Annotated in this window: 4 protein-coding genes; all 4 read right to left on the reverse strand. The window is 70.7% G+C overall.

Annotated features, from left to right (window positions below):
• Positions 1 to 5: 5 nt before the first annotated feature.
• Genes IG04_RS0102930 through IG04_RS0102945 form a run of 4 tightly spaced genes read right to left on the reverse strand, consistent with a single transcriptional unit; the run spans position 6 to position 17,709 of the window.
• Positions 6 to 1,613 carry a peptide ABC transporter substrate-binding protein gene (locus IG04_RS0102930; protein WP_030474939.1) on the reverse strand — a complete coding sequence of 536 codons (1,608 nt, stop codon included), beginning with the start codon at positions 1,611 to 1,613 and terminating at the stop codon, positions 6 to 8.
• Positions 1,614 to 3,038, reverse strand: a complete 1,425-nt coding sequence (locus IG04_RS0102935; RefSeq protein ID WP_036013468.1) for an MFS transporter — start codon at positions 3,036 to 3,038, stop codon at positions 1,614 to 1,616. It lies immediately after the preceding gene.
• Positions 3,035 to 3,247, reverse strand: a complete 213-nt coding sequence (locus tag IG04_RS0102940) for an MbtH family protein (protein ID WP_030474941.1) — start codon at positions 3,245 to 3,247, stop codon at positions 3,035 to 3,037. Before IG04_RS0102940 ends, IG04_RS0102935 begins: the two co-directional genes overlap by 4 nt.
• A complete protein-coding gene (locus IG04_RS0102945; protein WP_476737569.1) occupies positions 3,247 to 17,709 on the reverse strand; it encodes a non-ribosomal peptide synthetase in 14,463 nt (4,820 codons plus the stop codon). The genes IG04_RS0102940 and IG04_RS0102945 overlap by 1 nt, the downstream gene beginning before the upstream one ends.
• Positions 17,710 to 17,727: the final 18 nt, after the last annotated feature.

The following is a 17,727-nucleotide window of genomic DNA, read 5'->3' on the forward strand; positions in this document are numbered from 1 at the left end:
CCTCGTTAACAGACGACCTTCACCTGGAACACGTCCAAGTCGGTCAGGATGCTGACCTTCACGTTGCGCAGGCGGTCCGACCAGCCGACCGCCGACCACTCCTGCCACAGCGGCACTACCGGCATGTCCTGCACCAGCAGGCGTTCCGCCTCCCGGTACAGCTCCAGCGCCGCCTCCTTGCCCGGTGCGCGGTCCGCGCGGTCCATCGCGGCGTCGAACGCCGGGTTGGAGTAGCCGTAGTCGTTCGAGGACGCACCTGTCCGGTACAGCGGGGACAGGAAGTTCTCGATCGACGGGTAGTCGGCCCGCCAGTCCGAGCGGTACGCGCCGGTGATCGTCCGGCCGACGACCGCCTGCCGGAACTCGCGGAACGACATCGTCTCCTTGGTCTCGCAGGCGATGCCGAGCGTGGCCGTGATGCTCTGGCACACCGGGCCCATCCACGTGCGCGCGCCGGACTCGATGTTGGTGTGCAGCTGCAGCGGTCCCTGGAAACCGGACTTCGCCAGGTGTTCCCGCGCCTTCACCGGGTTGTACGTGCACAGCTCACCGCACTGCCCCGGCTGGTAGCCCTCGAGGCCCGGAATGGTGAACCCGTCGGCCGGCTTCTGCCCGCCGCCGACGAGCTTGATCAGCTCGGTGCGGTCGATCGCCATCGACACGGCCTTGCGCAGGTCCGGGCTGTCGTAGCCGGGCAGGTAGCTCGGGAACGCCAGGTTCTGCATCAGCAGGAAGTTACGGTCGGTGTACCGGCCGGGAAGGTCCTTTTTGTACTGACCGCTGGTGATCTTGTCGTACGGCATGGCCTCCATGAAGTCCATCTCGCCGCGCACGAGCGCGTCGTAGGCCTTGGAGGTGTCCGGGTACACGGTGTAGAGCAGTTCCTTGATCCGCGGCTGCTCCACTCCCTTGTAGTGGCGGTTCGCGGTCAGCAGCTGGTGGCCGTTGGGCACCGCCTCCTTGAACTTGTAGGGCCCGTTGCCGACCGGGTGCTTCAGCCACGCGGCCGGGTCGCGGAAGAACGAGTCCGGCAGCGGGTAGAACGCCCAGTAGCCCACCATCGTCGGGAAGATCGAGAGCGGCGCGGACAGCGTCACCTGGAACTCGTGGTCGTTGATGACCTTGAGCCCGGACATCTTCTTCGTCAACGGCTCCCCGGTCACCGGGTTGAGGTCCCGGTAGCCCTCGATCTTGTCCATGAACGTGTTGTTGCGCAGCTTGTTCGGCCCGTACGCCACGTGGTTCCAGGCGTCGACGAAGTTGCGCGCCTTGACCTGGGTGCCGTCGTGGAACCGCCACCCTCGATGGATCTTGATCTGGAACACCTTCGAGTCGGTCGTGGAGATCGACTTCGCCATCGCGTTGTACGGCGCGGCGTCCTCCAGCCGGTACCCGACCAGGCCGGTGAACATCATGCTGATCAGCCGGCCGCCACCCCATTCGTTGGTGTCACCCGGTAGCAGCGGCCGGAACGGCTCCGTGTTGAACATCCGGATGCGGGTGTTCTGAATTCCGCCGTGTTGTTGTTCCGCCACCGCCGCGGACGGCGTGACGACCGCGGACGCGACCAGCAGTGCACCGGCCAGCGCCAGCAGTTTCCTCCTGAACCTCATTCACTCCCCCTTGGCTCCAACCGCGACGCGCCGCACACCAAGGGTGAGCAGCACCCCCGCCGCGAGAGCCGCGACGGGAAGCAAGTAGGAGAACCGCAACGCGTCGGCGAAACCTTCGCGGAACTCCTGCGGCACCACGTTCTGCAACAGCCCGGCGTCGAGCCCTTCCACCGACAGCCGGGCCTGCAGCACAGCCCCCACGGCCGCGCTGCCGAGCAGGCTGCCGCACAACCTCGTGGTGTTGAACAACCCTGACGCCGCGCCGGACACCTCCTGGCCGATGTCCCGCATCGCGATGATCGCCGCGGGCGAGCCACCGACCCCCATACCGAGCCCGAGCAGGACCAGTCCGGGCACCAGGTGCCACCACACGCCGTCGGCCCGCACCGCGAACGCGATCCCGGCGATCCCGGCGGCGAACAACGCGAGTCCGGCCAGCAGCACGGGTTTGCCGCCGTACCGGTCGATCGCGCTGCCCGACTTCGGCGCGACGACGGCGGAGATCAGCGGGGCCAGCGCCACGGTGAGCCCGGCGTCCCGCGCGCTCATCCCCGCCACCGACTGCAGGTGCAGCAACGTGAGGAACAGCATCGCGCCCAGCCCCAGCGGCAGCGCGGCGACGACCACCGCCATCAGCGTGAAGTTCCGGTCACGCAGGATCACGAAGGGCAGCAACGGTTCCCGGTCCTGCCGGCCGCGTTCGACGAGCACGAACAGGCCGAGCACCAACACGCCGCCGAGCAGCACGACCGGGATCAGCCCGCCCCACGCGTGCCGCTCCCCCTCGATCAACCCGTAGGTCAGCAGGAACAGGCCGGTGGTGAGCAGCACGGTGCCGAGCAGGTCGAGCCTGCGCCGCCGGCCGCCGTCGTGGCCGGGCAGCCAGGCCGCCCCGAGTACGGCGGCGGCGATCCCGAGCGGGATGTTGAGGAAGAAGATCCACCGCCAGCCCAGCGAGTCGACCAGCAGCCCGCCCACGGTCGGCCCGATCGCGGCACCGAGACCGCCGACCGCGCCCCAGACGCCGAACGCCGCGCCGCGCTTGTCCTCCGGGAACACCCTGGTGAGCAACGACAGCGTCTGCGGCACGAGCAGCGCGGCCCCGATGCCCTGTGCCACCCGTGCCCAGATCAGCTGGTCCGCCGTCTGTGCGAGGCCGCACAGCAGCGACGCGACGGTGAAGAGACTGACGCCGGACACGAACATCCGGCGCTGCCCGAACAGGTCCCCGAGACGGCCGCCGGTCACCAGCAGCACCGCGAACGCGAGCACGTAGGAGTTGATCACCCACAGCACCGAGTCGAGCGAGGCGTCGAGGTCACGCGCGAGGGTGGGGATGGCGACGTTGACGACGGTGGTGTCCAGCAGCGTCATCACCTGGCCGAGGACCAGGGCCACCAGCACCAGCCACGGGTTGCGGCTCACTGCTGCCCCATCTGCTCGACCAGGCTCCGCGGCCGCATGTCCACCCAGTTCTCGTCGATGTGGTCGACGCACGCGGACCGGCTGTCCGGCCCGAACGTCACCGTCCACCCCTCGGGCACGGCGATGTGCTCGGGCCACAGCGAGTACTGGCCCTCGTCGTTGATCAGCACGAGGTAGGTGCCGTCGGCGTTCTCGAACGGGTTGCTCATCAGACTCTCCGTGCGGTTCTGGCGCCGAGGACCTGGGCGATCTCGGCGATGGGTTCGGGCTGGGTCATGGCGCCGTGGGCGCAGTCGAGCGAATGCACGTCGATCAGGCCGGTCACGTGCGGCGCCCACAGGCCGGGCGACGGGCTTCCGGTGGCGGCGAAGAAGAGGACGTCGCCGCGGAACACCCGCGGAGTGGCGGCGTTCATCAGCCGGGCGTTGGTGGCGAACGTCGCGGCCATCGCGTCGACCTGCTCGGCGGTGAACCCGGTGAGCTCGCCGCGGTCTCCGTGGCCCAGCGACGCGAGCATCCCGTCCGGACCCGGATCGTCCGCGCGCACCGGGTAGGCGTCGAGCAACGTCAGCAGTGCCACCTCAGCGCCCTGCTCCTGCAGCAGCACCGCCATCTCGTGGGCCACCACGCCGCCGAACGACCAGCCGAGCAGGTGGTACGGGCCTTCCGGCTGGACCTCCCGGATGCGGGCGACGTAGTCCGCCGCCATCTCGGCGACCGACCCCGGTGCCTGGGCCGCGGCCGTGAGACTCCTGGACTGCAACGCGTACACCGGCCGGTCCACGCCGCGCAGCAGTCCGGAGTAGACCCAGCCGATACCGGCCGCCGGGTGCACGCAGAACAACGGTGTCCCGGCACCGTCCACCCGCAGCGGCAGCAGCACGTCGAACGAGTCGCGCTCGTCGTCGTGACCGAGCCGGTGAGCCAGCCCCGCGACGGTGGGCTCCTCGAACAACGTCCGGATGCCCAGTCGCACACCGAAGGCGCTCTGGATCCGGCCGAGCAGCCTGGCCGCCAGGATGGAGTGCCCGCCGAGGTCGAAGAACCCGTCGTCGATGCCGACCGCGGGCACGTCCAGCTCCTCGGCGAAGAGCTCGGCCAGGATCTGCTCGGCCGGGTTGCGCGGCTCTCGCCGCACGCCGGCCGTGAAGTCCGGCGCGGGCAGCGCCTTCCGGTCGAGCTTGCCGTTCGGGGTCAGCGGCAGGGCGGGGACGGGCACGACGAACGGCACCATGTGCGACGGCAACGTCCGCGCCAGCGCCTCCCGCGACACGTCCACTATGGACACCACGTAGGCCACTAGGCGATCGGAGACGGCGAGCACGGCGGCCTGGGCGACGCCGGGCTGGGCCAGCAGCACGGCCTCGACCTCGCCCGGCTCGATCCGGAAACCGCGGACCTTCACCTGCTGGTCCGATCGGCCGACGAACTCGAGGTTGCCGTCCGCACGCCAGCGCACCACGTCACCGGTCCGGTACATGCGTCCGCCGAAGGGGCACGCCACGAACCGTTGCGCGGTCAGCCCTGAACGGCCGAGGTAGCCGCGCGCCACGCCGTCGCCCGCGATGTACAGCTCACCCGCAACGCCGACCGGCACCGGCCGCAGCGCGTCGTCCAGCACGTACCCGCGGGTGCCGGGCATCGGCCTGCCCAGCGGCGGGTGGTCGGTACCGGTGAGCGGGTCGCTCATCGCCGACACGACCGTGGTCTCGGTGAGCCCGTAGACCTGCATCATCGTGCGGCCGGGCGACCAGCGGGCGACGAGGTCCGCGCTGCACGGCTCGCCACCGACCACGAACCCTTGCAGGCTCGGCAGTTCCCGGCCCGGCGGCACCGACGCGAGCATCGAGGCCACGAGGTCGGTGTGCGTGACGGCGTTCTCCTCGACCAGGTTCGCGAGGTCGTCACCCGCCGGCTGGCGGTCGGGACCCGGCACGACCAACGCGGCACCGGCGAGCAGGGTCAGTGCGATGTCGGCGAGCGACACGTCGAAGCTGATCGACACCGCGAGCAGGAACCGGCTGTCCGGTCCCATCGCGAGCCGTTCGACGTGCGTCAGCGCCATCGTGACGATCCCGGCGTGCGTGACCTGCACGCCCTTGGGAGTGCCGGTGGATCCCGAGGTGTAGATGACGTACGCGGTGTTCGCCGGGTCGATCCGCACCTCCGGGTCCGTGCCCGGCCGGTCGCCGTCGACGGACGCGCTGGTCAGCACGATCGCCGGGGTGGCGTCGGCGAGCATCGACTCGATCCGCTCCGCCGGATAGCCGGGGTCGATCGGCAGGTAGGCGGCACCGGTCTTGAGGACCGCGAGCCACGCGACGACCAGGTCCACCGACCGCGGCAACCGCAGCGCCACCAGGCGTTCCGGCCCCGCGCCCTGGCCGATCAGCTGGTGCGCCAGCCGGTTCGCCCGCTCGTTGAGCTCCGCGTAGGTCAACGAGGTGCCCTCGAAGATCACCGCGACCGCGTCCGGTGCCCGCCGCACCTGCTCCTCGATCATCTTCGGCAGCACCCGCGCCGGTCCGTCCACTGTGGAGCCGTTCCACTCCACCAGAAGCCGCGTGCGGTCTTCCTCCGAGAGCAGGTCGATCGACGAGATCGGCTGCTCCGGCGCGTCGGCGACGGTCTCCAGCAGGCGGTGCAGGGCGCCGGTCAGCCGAAGCACGGTCGGCCGGTCGAAGAGGTCGGTGCTGAACGTGACCTCCGCGAGCAGGCCGTCGGACTGCTCGGCGAAGCTGAGCTCGAGGTCGAACCGCGACGGGTGCACGCCGGGCTCCAGCGCCTCCGCCCGCACGTCCGGCAGGTCCAGCGACGGCGCGGCACCGTCCTGCAGTGCCAGGACGACCTGGAACAGCGGTGGCCGGGAGGCGGTCCGCACCGGCTTCAGCTCCTCCACCAGCCGCTCGAACGGCACGTCGGCGTGGGCGTAGGCGGCCAGGTCGATCTCCCTGATCCTGGCGAGCAGGTCGGTGAACGTCGGGTCGCCGGAGGTGTCCGCCCGCAGCACGAGCGTGTTCACGAAGAACCCCACCACGTCGTCCAGTGCGGCGTCGGTGCGCGCGGCGACCGGGCTGCCGATCGGCACGTCCGTGCCCGCGCCGAACTTCGTGAGCACCGTCGCCAATGCCGCGTGCAGCACCATGAACAACGTCGTGTCGTGCTGTCGTGCCAACGTCTTCAACCGGTCACGCAACGAGGCGTCGAGCAGCGTCGACACGAGGTCGCCCTGCCCGCTCGGCACGGCGGGCCGCGGCCGGTCGAACGGCAGCTCCAGCTCGTCGGGCAACCCGGCCAGCGCGTCCCGCCAGTAGCCGAGCCGTCCGTCCACATCGGATGTCTCGCGCTGCCACAACGTGTAGTCCACGTACTGCACCGGCAACGGCGCGAACTCCGGCGCCCTGCCCTCCGCCCTCGCCCGGTAGGCCAGTTCGAGGTCGCGGATCAGCGGGGCCATCGACGCGCCGTCGAACGCGATGTGGTGCAGCGTGATCAACAGCACCTGCTCGGCACCGGTGAACAGGGTGGCCCGCACCGGCAGGTCCGTCGTCAGGTCGAAGCCCCGCGCCGCGGCAGTGAGGTCGGGTGGACCGTCCACAACGGACAACCGCGCGCCGGCGGGCAGCACGACCTGGATCGGCCCCTCGCCGGTCTGCGGGAACACCGTCCGCAACGACTCGTGCCGGGCAGCCACGTCGTCGAACGCCGCGACGAGCGCGGCGTGGTCCACGGCGCCGGTCAGTCGCCACGCGATCGCCACGTTGTAGGCCGCGTCGGCGTCTAGGGCCTGTGTCGAAGTCTCGTTCGATGAAAGTCGCGCCTGAGGTGGTTCCTGGCGGTGCGGCCGACAGGCCCGCATACCGCTGTTGTATGTGGGCCTGTCGGCCGTGCCACCAGGGGCCGCCTCAGGCTCGGCTATCGCGAGCATGGACTTCGATACAGGCCCTAGCATCTGGTTGAGGATCCACAGTCGGTGCTGGGCGAACGACAGCGGAATCCGCTCCGGACGCGGCATCGGCACGAGCGGGTGCACGGAGCGGCCCGCGGTCCGGACCCGCTCGGCGAGCCCGGCCACCGTGGGGTGCTCGAACACCGCGCGCACCGGCAGCTCGGCTCGCAGCGCCGTGCGGATCCGGTTCACCAGCCGCGTCGCGAGCAGCGAATGCCCGCCGAGGTCGAAGAAGTTGTCGTCCACGCCGATGCTGTCGAGCCCGAGCGTGGCGGCGAAGAGGCCGGCCAGGATCTCTTCCTGCGGCGTGCGCGGCCCACGTCCGGAGGTACCGCTGAACGACGGCGCGGGCAGCGCGGCCCGGTCGAGCTTCCCGTTGGGCGTCAACGGCAACACGGGAAGCGGCACGATCGCGGCCGGCACCAGGTAGTCCGGCACCGTCCGCGCCAGCTCGCCACGCAGCGCCGCCGGATCGGCCGCACCGGTCACGTAGCCCACCAGCACCCGGACACCGGGTGTGTCCTCGCGGACGATCACCGCGGAACCGGTCACGCCAGGCTGCGCCAGCAGGACGGCCTCGATCTCGCCCAGTTCCACCCGGAACCCGCGGATCTTGACCTGCTGGTCCGCGCGGCCGAGGAACTCCAGGTTGCCGTCCGCGCGCCACCGCACCAGGTCGCCGGTGCGGTACATGCGCGCCCCGGAAGTGTTGTCACCGAACGGGCTGGCGACGAACCGTTCCGCCGTCAGCGCCGGCCGGTCCAGGTACCCCCGCGCGAGCCCGTCACCGGACAGGTACAGCTCCCCCGGCACGCCGACGGGAACCGGCCGCAGGCAAGAATCCAGCACGAGCGTCCTGGTGTTCCACACCGGGCGGCCCATCGGCGGGGTCTCGGTGCCGGACAACGGGTCGCTCATCACCGCGACCACGGTCGACTCGGTCGGCCCGTAGACCTGCATCATCGTGCGGCCCGGCGAGAAGCGCTCCACCAGGTCGGCCGTGCAGGCCTCGCCGCCGACCACGAACCCGCGCAGCGTCGGGAGGTCCCGCTCCGGCATCGAAGCGAGCATCGCGGCGACCAGGTCGGTGTGCGTGATCGCGTACGTGTCGATCAGGTCCGCGAGCTCGTCGCCCGCGAGTTTCACCTCCGGCGGCGGCACCACGAGGGTGGCACCGGAGGTCAGCACCATGGCGATGTCCGCGAGCGAGACGTCGAAGCTGACCGACACCGCGAGCAGGAACCGAGCGCCGGGCCCGAGGCCGAGCCGGTCGACGTGCACCCCGGCGACGCCGGCGATGCCGGAGTGCGTCACCACGACGCCCTTCGGCGTGCCGGTCGAGCCGGACGTGTAGATCACGTATGCGGCGCTCGTCAGCGGTACTTCGACGCCGGGGTCGACAGCAGGACTGTCTTCAGCCTCCACTGAAGTAACTGTGATAACCGGCTGAGCGTCCTCGATCATGAACGCGATGCGCTCCGCCGGGTAGTCCGCGTCGATCGGCACGTAGGCGGCACCAGTCTTGAGGATCGCGAGCCACGCGACGATCAGGTCCGCCGAGCGCGGCATGGACAGCGCCACCCGCCGCTCCGGCCCCGCTCCGGCCCCGATCAGCCGATGCGCCAACCGGTTCGCGCGGGCGTCCAGCTCGGCGTAGGTCAACTCCGTGTCACCGAACACCACCGCGACGGCGTCCGGCGTCCTGGTCACCTGCTCGCGCACCAGCACCGGCAGCGGCGCCCGGCGCAGCTCACGTGCCGTGGCGTTGAACCCGCTGACGAGCTGCTCGGTCTCGGCGGCCGACAGGAAGTCGAGCGCACCGATCCGGGCACCGGCGTCCTGCACCGCGGACACGAGCACACCGTGCAGCCAGGAGGCGATCCGCTCCACAGTGGACCGGTCGAACAGCTCCGCGCTGTACTCGAGCCCGCCGGTGATGCCGCTGGGTTCCTCCACCAGGTCGAACGCGAGGTCGAACTTCGCGACGTCGGTGTCGCGCACCTCGACCCGGCCGGTGGCCGCACCGAACGTGATCTCCTGTGCCAGCGTGTCCTGGAACGCGAGCAGCACCTGGAACAGCGGGTGCCGCGACAGCGACCTGGCCGGCTGCAGCTGTTCCACCAGCCGTTCGAACGGCAGGTCGGGATGCGCGTACGCGGCGAGACCCGCCTCCCGGACCTTCGCCAGCAGCTCGGCGAACGTCGGGTCGCCGGAGGTGTCGGTCCGCAGCACCACGGTGTTGACGAAGAACCCGACGACGTCGTCCAGCACGTCGTCCGAGCGGGCCGCGACCGGGCTGCCGATCGGGATGTCGGTGCCGGCGCCGAGTCTGGTCAGCAGAGTCGCGATCGCGGCCTGCAGCACCATGAACACGGTCACGCCGTGCTCGTCGGCCAGAGCCCGGATCCGTCGGTACAGCTCGGGTTCGATGGTCAGGTCGACGCGGCCGCCGCGGAACTCCGACACGACCGGGCGAGGCCGGTCGACCGGCAGCGGCAGTTCCTCCGGCAACCCGGCCAGCGCACCGGACCAGAAGTCCAGCTGCTGGCTGAACAGCGACTTCGGGTCCGACTCGGACCCGAGCATCTCCCGTTGCCACACCGCGTAGTCCGCGTACTGCACGGGCAGCGGCGTCCAGTCCGGTGCCTGCCCGGCGAGCCGCGCCTCGTAGGCCTGCACGAGGTCGCGCACCATCGGCGCGGTCGACCGGCCATCACCCGCGATGTGGTGGTGCAGCAACAACAGCTCGTGCTCGTCCGGACCGAGTTCGACCAGCCGGCACCGCAACGGCGGCTCGGTCGTGAGGTCGAAGTCCTCCTCGTGACTGCCCGGGCCCAGCAGCTCCGGCGTCCACGACGGCAGGATCTGCTGGCGCGGGCCGGTGTCGCCCTCGGGGTAGACGGTCCGCAGCACCTCGTGCCGGCTGACCAGGTCACCGAGCGCGGCGGTCAGCGCGACCCGGTCGAGCGGGCCGGTCAGCACCAGCGTGAGCGGGATGTTGTAGATCCCCTCGGCTTCCTCGATCCGGTTGAGCAGCCACATCCGTTGCTGCGCGTACGAGAGCGGGATCTCGTCCGGCCGGGGCCCGGCGACCAGCGGAGGTCGCGCCGCGTCCGCGCTGCCGAGCACCGCGGCGAGTCCGGCGACGGTCGGCGACTCGAACAGGTGCCGGATCTTGAGCTCCGCGCCGAACACCGCGCGGGTGCGGCTGATCAGCCGGATCGCGGCCAGCGAGTGGCCGCCGAGCCGGAAGAAGTCCTCGTCGACACCGACCGCGGGCACACCGAGCACCTCGGCGAACAGCGAGCAGAGCAGTTCCTCGGCGGGGTTGCGCGCGGTCCGCACGACCCGTGCCGCCGCGGTCCAGTCCGGCTCCGGCAGCGCCTTGCGGTCGAGCTTTCCGTTGGGGGTCAACGGCAACGCGTCCAGCACCACGATCGCCGACGGCACCATGTACTCGGGCAGTGACGCGGCGGCATGCTCCCGCAGCCCGGCCGCGCCACCGGTCACGTAGCCGACCAGGCCGTTGTCCCTGACGACGACCACGGCCTGGCGCACGGCCGGATGCGCGGTGAGGACGGTCTCGATCTCGCCCAGCTCGATGCGGTGACCGCGCACCTTGACCTGGAAGTCCACCCTGCCCAGGTACTCGAGTTCGCCGTCGGCGCCCCAGCGCGCGAGGTCACCGGTGCGGTACATCCGGCCTGCGCCGAACGGGTTGGCGACGAACCGGTCGGCGGTGAGCGACGGCCTGCGGTGGTAGCCCCTGGCCAGCCCGAGTCCGGCGATGTACAGCTCGCCGGGCACTCCGGGCGGCACGGGCCGCAGCCCGGCGTCGAGCACATAGACGCCGGTGTTCCAGATCGGTTTGCCGATGGCCGGCGCGCCCGGCCGGCTGGCGAGTGCGTGCGTGGTGGACCAGATGGTGGTCTCGGTCGGCCCGTACATGTTCGTCACACCCGATGCCAGCGCCCGCATCGAGTCCGCGAGTGCGGGCGGCAGCGCCTCGCCACCGACCAGCATCCGCAGGCCGCGCACCCCCTCGGGTTCCGCGGCGACGAGCGCCTGCCACAGCGACGGCGTGGCCTGCAGGACCGTGCCGCCGGTGCGCGCGATCAACTGCACGAGCGCGGCCGGGTCGGTGACCGTCTCCTTCTCCGCCACCACGACCGCGGCACCGCTGAGCAACGGCAGGAACATCTCCAGCGCGGCGATGTCGAACGCGATCGTGGTGACCGCGATCCACCGGTCGTGCGCGGCGAGCGGCACGGTCTCGGCCATCGACGCGAGGAAGTTCAGCAGCGTCGCCCTCGGGACGACCACACCCTTGGGCTTGCCGGTCGAGCCGGACGTGTAGATCACGTACGCGGGACTGTCCTGCGCGACCACGACCCCGGGATTGGTGTCCACATCGGACAAAGGCAGTTCGTGCAACGTCAGCAGCGGCTCGGCGTCGGCGAGCATGTAGCCGACCCGCTCGGCCGGGTAGTCCGGGTCGAGCGGCAGGTAGGCCGCGCCGGACTTCAGCACGCCGAGCAACGCGACGACGAGGTCCGCCGAACGCGGCATCGCCAGCGCGACATAGCGTTCCGGCCCGGCACCGAGACCGATCAGGTGGTGCGCGAGGCGGTTGGCGCGAACGTTCAGCTCGTCATAAGTCAGCACGACGTCACCGCAGGACACCGCTACCACGTCCGGGGTCCGCGCGACCTGGTCCTCGAACAACTCGACCACGGACCGGGCGGGCACCTCACGTGCGGTGTCGTTCCACTGCCGCAACACCAGGTCGCGTTCGGCCGGGTCGAGCACGTCGAGCGTCCCGACAGGACGATCAGGAGCCTCGGCCGCCGCGGTCAGCAGTCGGATCACGCGGCCGGCCAGCTGCGAGGCGGTGCCGTGATCGAACAGATCGGTGGCGTACTCCAGCCGCCCGTCGATTCCGGCGGCGTTCTCCGTGAGGTAGCAGAGCAGGTCGAACTTCGCGACGCCCAGCTCGTCGGCCTCGCGGCGCACCTCCAGCCCCGGCAGGTCGAACTCGACCGGCGGCGTGTTCTGCAGCACCAGCATCGTCTGGAACAACGGGTGCCGTGCCAGCGAGCGGCTCGGGTTGAGCAGCTCGACCAGCCGCTCGAACGGTACGTCCGCGTTGGCGTAGGCGGTGAGGTTGGTCTGCCGCACCCGTGCGAGCAGCTCGGCAAACGTCGGGTCGCCCGAGGTGTCCGTGCGCAGCACCAGCGTGTTGAGGAAACAGCCGACCAGGTCGTCGAGCGCGTCGTCGGTGCGGCCCGCGACCGGCGTGCCGATCGGGATGTCCGTGCCCGCGCCGAGCCTCGTGAAGGTCGCGGCGAACGCCGCCTGCAACACCATGAAGACACTGACCTGGTGGCGGCGCGCGAGGTCGCGCACCCGCTCGTGCAGCGCCGCGTCGAGCGAGAACTCGACCACTCCGCCGACGTAGCTGGCCGTGGCCGGGCGAGGCCGGTCGGCAGGCAGCGCGAGTTCCTCCGGCAGCCCGGCCAGCGCCTGCCGCCAGTGCTCCACCTGCGCGGCGATCGGGCTCGCCGGGTCGGACTCGGTGCCGAGCACCTCCCGCTGCCACAGTGTGTAGTCCGCGTACTGCACGGGCAGCGGCGCCCAGTCCGGTGCGGTGCCGGCGAGCCGGGCGGCGTAGGCGGTGGAGAGGTCGCGGCCGAGCGGGGCGAGTGACCATCCGTCACCCGCGATGTGGTGCAGGACGATCATCAGCACGTGCTCGTCCTCGGCGAGGCGATGCAGATGAGCCCGGATCGGCGGTTCGGCGGTCAGGTCGAAGCCGGCCCGCGCGTCCGGCGGGCCGAGGTGCAGCGGCACGTCGACCGCCGGCAGCACCACCTGGTAGGGCAGGCCATCGCGTTCGGACAGGATCGTGCGCAACGACTCGTGCCGGTCCGCCAGGTCGATCAGCGCGGCCCGCAGCGCGGGCACGTCCAGCTCACCGGACAGCCGCAGCACCAACGGCAGGTTGTAGGTGCCGCTCGCGCCCTCCAGCCGGTCCATGAACCACAGTCGTTGTTGGGTATAGGAGACCGGCAGGTGTTCGGGGCGTTCGGCGACCGTCACCCGTTGCCGTGCACCGCGCGCGGTGGCGATTCGTTCCGCGAGCGCGGCGGGCGTCGGCGCGTCGAAGAGGCTGCGGATGTCGACCTCCACACCGAAGACCGTGCGCAGCCGGCCGATCAGCCGCATGGCGAGCAGCGAGTGCCCGCCGAGGTCGAAGAACCGGTCGTGCACACCGACTTCCTGGACGTCCAGCAGGTCCGCGAACAGACCGACGAGCAGTTCCTCCGTCGGCGTGCGGGCCGCGCGGCTTTCCACGACCACGGCCTCGGGTGCGGGCAGCGCCTTGCGGTCGACCTTTCCGCTGGGGGTCAACGGGAACGCGGGCAGCACGACGAACGCGCCCGGCACCATGTACTCGGGCAACGACTCGGCGAGGTGTGCCCGCAGGTCAGCCACGGAGGCATCCCCAGCGACGTAGCCGATCAGGCGATCGTCTGCGACGACTACGAGTGCCTGCCGCACGGCCGGATGCTGGGCCAGGCGGGCCTCGACCTCGCCCAGCTCGATCCGGAAGCCGCGCACCTTGACCTGCGTGTCGGTGCGGCCGAGGTAGGTGACCGTGCCGTCCTCGTCCCACCGGGCAAGGTCACCGGAGCGGTAGATCCTGCCTGGGCCGAACGGGTTGGCGACGAACCGTTCCGCGGTCAGCGCCGCCTGGTTAAGGTAGCCACGCGCCAACTGGTCACCCGCGAGGTACAGCTCGCCGGCGACACCGGGCGGCACCGGGTTGAGGTCCCGGTCGAGGACGTAGAGCCGGGTGTTCCACACGGGTCGCCCGATCGGTACCGAGCTTGCCGGGAATCCTGTTGGCACCTCGAAGTAGCTGACCTCGACCGCTGCCTCGGTCGGCCCGTACAGGTTGTGCAGCGGAACGTCCAAAACGGACTGGAACCGCTCGGCCAGGTCACCGGGCAACGCCTCACCGGCCGCCAGCACCCGGCGCAGGCCCCTGCACTCGGCGGCGGTGGGCTCCTCCAGGAACGCCCGCAGCATCGACGGCACGAAGTTGACCTCGGTGATCCGTTCCGATCGGATCAGCTCGGCGAGGTAGGCAGGGTCCCGATGGCCACCGGGACGAGCGAGCACGACGGTCGCGCCGGCGATCAACGGCCCGAAGAACTCCGGCACCGACACGTCGAAACTCGACGGCGTCTTCTGCAACACCCGCTCACTGGCATCCAGCCCGTAGTGGGTCTGCGACCACAGCAACCGATTCACGATCGCGCGATGGGACACCACCACGCCCTTGGGCTGTCCGGTCGAACCGGACGTGTAGATCACGTACGCGGCGTTGTCCGGCGTCGCGGTGAGCGCGGGCGCCTGCGCGGGTTGCCAGGACACATCCGGAAGTTCGTGCAACGCCAGCACCGCACCGGCATCGGCGAGCATGAAGTCGATCCGGTCGCTCGGGTGGTCGTGGTCGATCGGCAGGTAGGCCGCCCCGGCCTTGAGCACCGCGACCAGTGCGACCACCAGCTCCAGTGAGCGGGGCAGCAGCACGGCGACGAACCGCTCGGGGCCGGCGCCGTGCGCCAGCAGGTGATGCGCGACCCGGTTGGCCCACGTGTCCAGTTCCGCGTAGGTCAGCGAGGTGCCTTCGAACACGACGGCGGTCTCGCCGGGTGTACTTTCCACCTGCTCCGCAAGCAACTGTGTCAGTGTGGCGGCGGGAACCTCGGCCGCGGTGTCGTTCCACCGCACGAGCACGCGGTCGCGGTCGGCCGGGTCGAGCTGGTCGACGTGGTGGATCGGCTGGTCCGGGCCGGCGAACGCGGCCAGCACCCGCAGCAGCCGGTCTTCCACCTGTCCCGCCAAAGATGTGCGGTGGCTGATCCGCAACGTGAGCCGCTCCCCCGGCACCGCGATCAGGCCGAGCGGGTAGTGCACGGGATAGCGCATCTCGGTACCGGCGATCGTGAGGTCGCCGTGCGGCCGCACCTCGTCCGGGTAGTTCTCGAAGACGGTGAGCGTGTCGAAGAGTTCGGTGGTGCCGGTGAGCCGGTGCAGGTCGGCCAGTCCGAGGGTGGCGTTCCCGCTCGTTCTCAGCTGCTGCCGATGCAGGTCCGCGCACAGCTCGGCGACGGTCATGCCGGGCCGGAGGGTGGCGCGCACCGGGATGGTGTTGATGAACAACCCGACCATCGTCTCGACGCCGGGCAGGTCGGCCGGTCGTCCGGACACGGTGGTGCCGAACACGACGTCGCGGCGACCGGTGATTCCGCTGAGCACGAGCGCCCAGGCCGCCTGCACCACGGTGTTCAGCGTGTAGCCGCCGTCGAGGGCGCGCCGGGTCAGCGCAGTGGTGAGCTCCTCGGACAACTCGACGACGCGAACGTCGCGCGCCTCGGTGCCGCCGACCAGCGTCGGCTCGTCGACACCGTCGAGCACGTCGAGCCAGACCCGTTCCGCCGCGGCACGGTCCTGTGCGCCGAGCCAGTTCAGGTAGTCCTGGTAGGGCGGCGGATCGGCGAGCTGCTCGTCCGCGTAGTGCGCGAGCAGCTCGTCCAGCAGCACCGGTGTGGACCAGCCGTCGAGCAGGATGTGGTGGCAGGTGAGAACAAGCTTGTTGCCGTGCAACAGGAACCGCAGCAACGGTGGGGCGGCCATGTCGAACGGGCGCCGTTCCTCGGCCCGCAGTTCGTCGAGGTCACCATCGGCCACGCGCCACGGAACGTCCACTTCGGACGTTTCGAACCGGCCGTCGGCGCGGAAGCCCCACCGCAGGTTGGGATGCCTGCGCACCAGCCACTGAGCGGACTCGCGCAGGCGGTCGGCATCGATCGGGCCGTCGAGTTCCACGGTGAGCTGCGAGACGTACACGTCGACGTCGTCGTAGAGCGCGTGGAACAGCAGGCCTTCTGCCAGCGGCGCCAGCGACACCCCGGCGTCCGGCAGTGCCAGCTCGACCACCGGGGTGGCGACCGCCGCGAGCGCCCGGACCGTGCGGTGTGTGAAGACCAGCTCCGGAGTGAGCCGGAACCCGGCCTGCCGCGCCCGGCTGACCAGCCGGATCGCGCCGATGCTGTCGCCGCCCAGCGCGAAGAAGTCGTCCTCGGTGCCGACCGACGGCAGTCCGAGGATCGCCGCGAAGGGAGCGAGAAGCGCTTCCTCCGCCGGCGTGCTCGCCGCGGAGCCGGTGACCAACGCGCTGAGGTCCGGCTCCGGCAACGCGGCCCGGTCGAGCTTTCCGGCCGGGGACAACGGAAACTCGTCCAGCGTCACGAACAACGCGGGCACCATGTACTCGGGCAGCGTCACCGCGAGGTGCGCCCGCAGGTCGTCCAGATCCACTTCGCCGACGAGATAGCCGACCAGGCGTTCGTCACGGACCAGCACAGCGGCCTGCCGCACCGCGGGATGGCGTTCGAGGCTCGTCTCGACCTCGCCGAGCTCGATCCGGAAGCCGCGCACCTTGACCTGCGTGTCGGTGCGGCCGAGGTAGACCACGGCGCCGTCCTCGCGCACCCTGGCCAGGTCGCCGGTGCGGTACAGGCGGGCGCCCGGCGAGCCGTGCGGGTCGGCGACGAACCGCTCGGCGGTCAGCCCCGGCCGGTTGAGATAGCCGCGGGCCAGCTGGTCGCCCGCGAGGTAGAGCTCGCCGGTCTCCGCCGGGTTCAGGTCGGCGTCCAGCACCCGCAGCCGCGTGTTCCACACCGCGTGACCGATCGGCACAGCGCTGCCCTGGAAACCCGCGGGCACCTCGAAGTAGCTGACCTCGACCGCTGCCTCGGTCGGCCCGTACAGGTTGTGCAGCGGAACGTCCAGAATGGACTGGAACTGCTCGACCAGGTCGCCGGTCAGTGCTTCACCGGCCGCCAGCACCCGCCGCAACCCGGTGCACCCGGCCGCGGAGGGCTCCTCCAGGAACGCCCGCAGCATCGACGGCACGAAGTTGACCTCGGTGACGCCCTGCTCCTGGATCAGCTCGGCCAGGTAGGCCGGATCCCGGTGGCCACCGGGACGAGCGAGCACGAGCGTCGCGCCGACGATCAACGGCCCGAAGAACTCCGGCACCGACACGTCGAAGCTCGATGGCGTCTTCTGCAACACCCGCTCACTCGGGTCCAGCCCGTAGTGGGCCTGCGACCACAGCAACCGGTTCACGATCGCGTGGTGTGGCACCACCACGCCCTTGGGCCGTCCGGTCGATCCGGAGGTGTAGATGACGTAGGCGGGGTCCTGCGGGTCGATCGGCCGGATCCGGTCGGCGTCGATGATCGGCGCCGGCGAGTAGCCGGACAGCAGAGCGGTCGTGGCGGAGTCGTCCAGCACCAGTCCGCTCACCGGCACAGTGCTGTGCGCCAGCACCTGCACGGGCCGCGCGTCCTCGACCATGAAGGCGATCCGGTCGGCCGGGTACTCGGGGTCCACCGGCAGGTACGCCGCGCCGGTCTTCACCACGGCCAGCAGCGCGACCACGAGTTCGACCGAACGGGGCAGCGCCACCGCGACGACCTGGTCCGGACCCGCGCCCTGCTCGAGCAGGAACCGGGCCAATCGGTTCGCGTCCGCGTGCAGCGCGCCGTAGGTGACCTCAACACCCTCGAACACGACGGCTGTTGAGTCCGGAGTGGACAGTTCGCTCAGCTCAAGCAGCGCAACAAGGTCACGCTTCGCGCCCACGATCATGAATCCCCACCC

It is taken from the genome of Lentzea albidocapillata (genome assembly GCF_000719115.1).
Classification (GTDB): domain Bacteria; phylum Actinomycetota; class Actinomycetes; order Mycobacteriales; family Pseudonocardiaceae; genus Lentzea; species Lentzea albidocapillata.

What these genes read in the sequence shown, in the direction of transcription:
- IG04_RS0102930 (WP_030474939.1), bottom strand. Translation starts at nt 1,613, where the DNA reads ATGAGGTTCAGGAGGAAACTGCTGGCGCTGGCCGGTGCACTGCTGGTC.
- IG04_RS0102940 (WP_030474941.1), bottom strand. Translation starts at nt 3,247, where the DNA reads ATGAGCAACCCGTTCGAGAACGCCGACGGCACCTACCTCGTGCTGATC.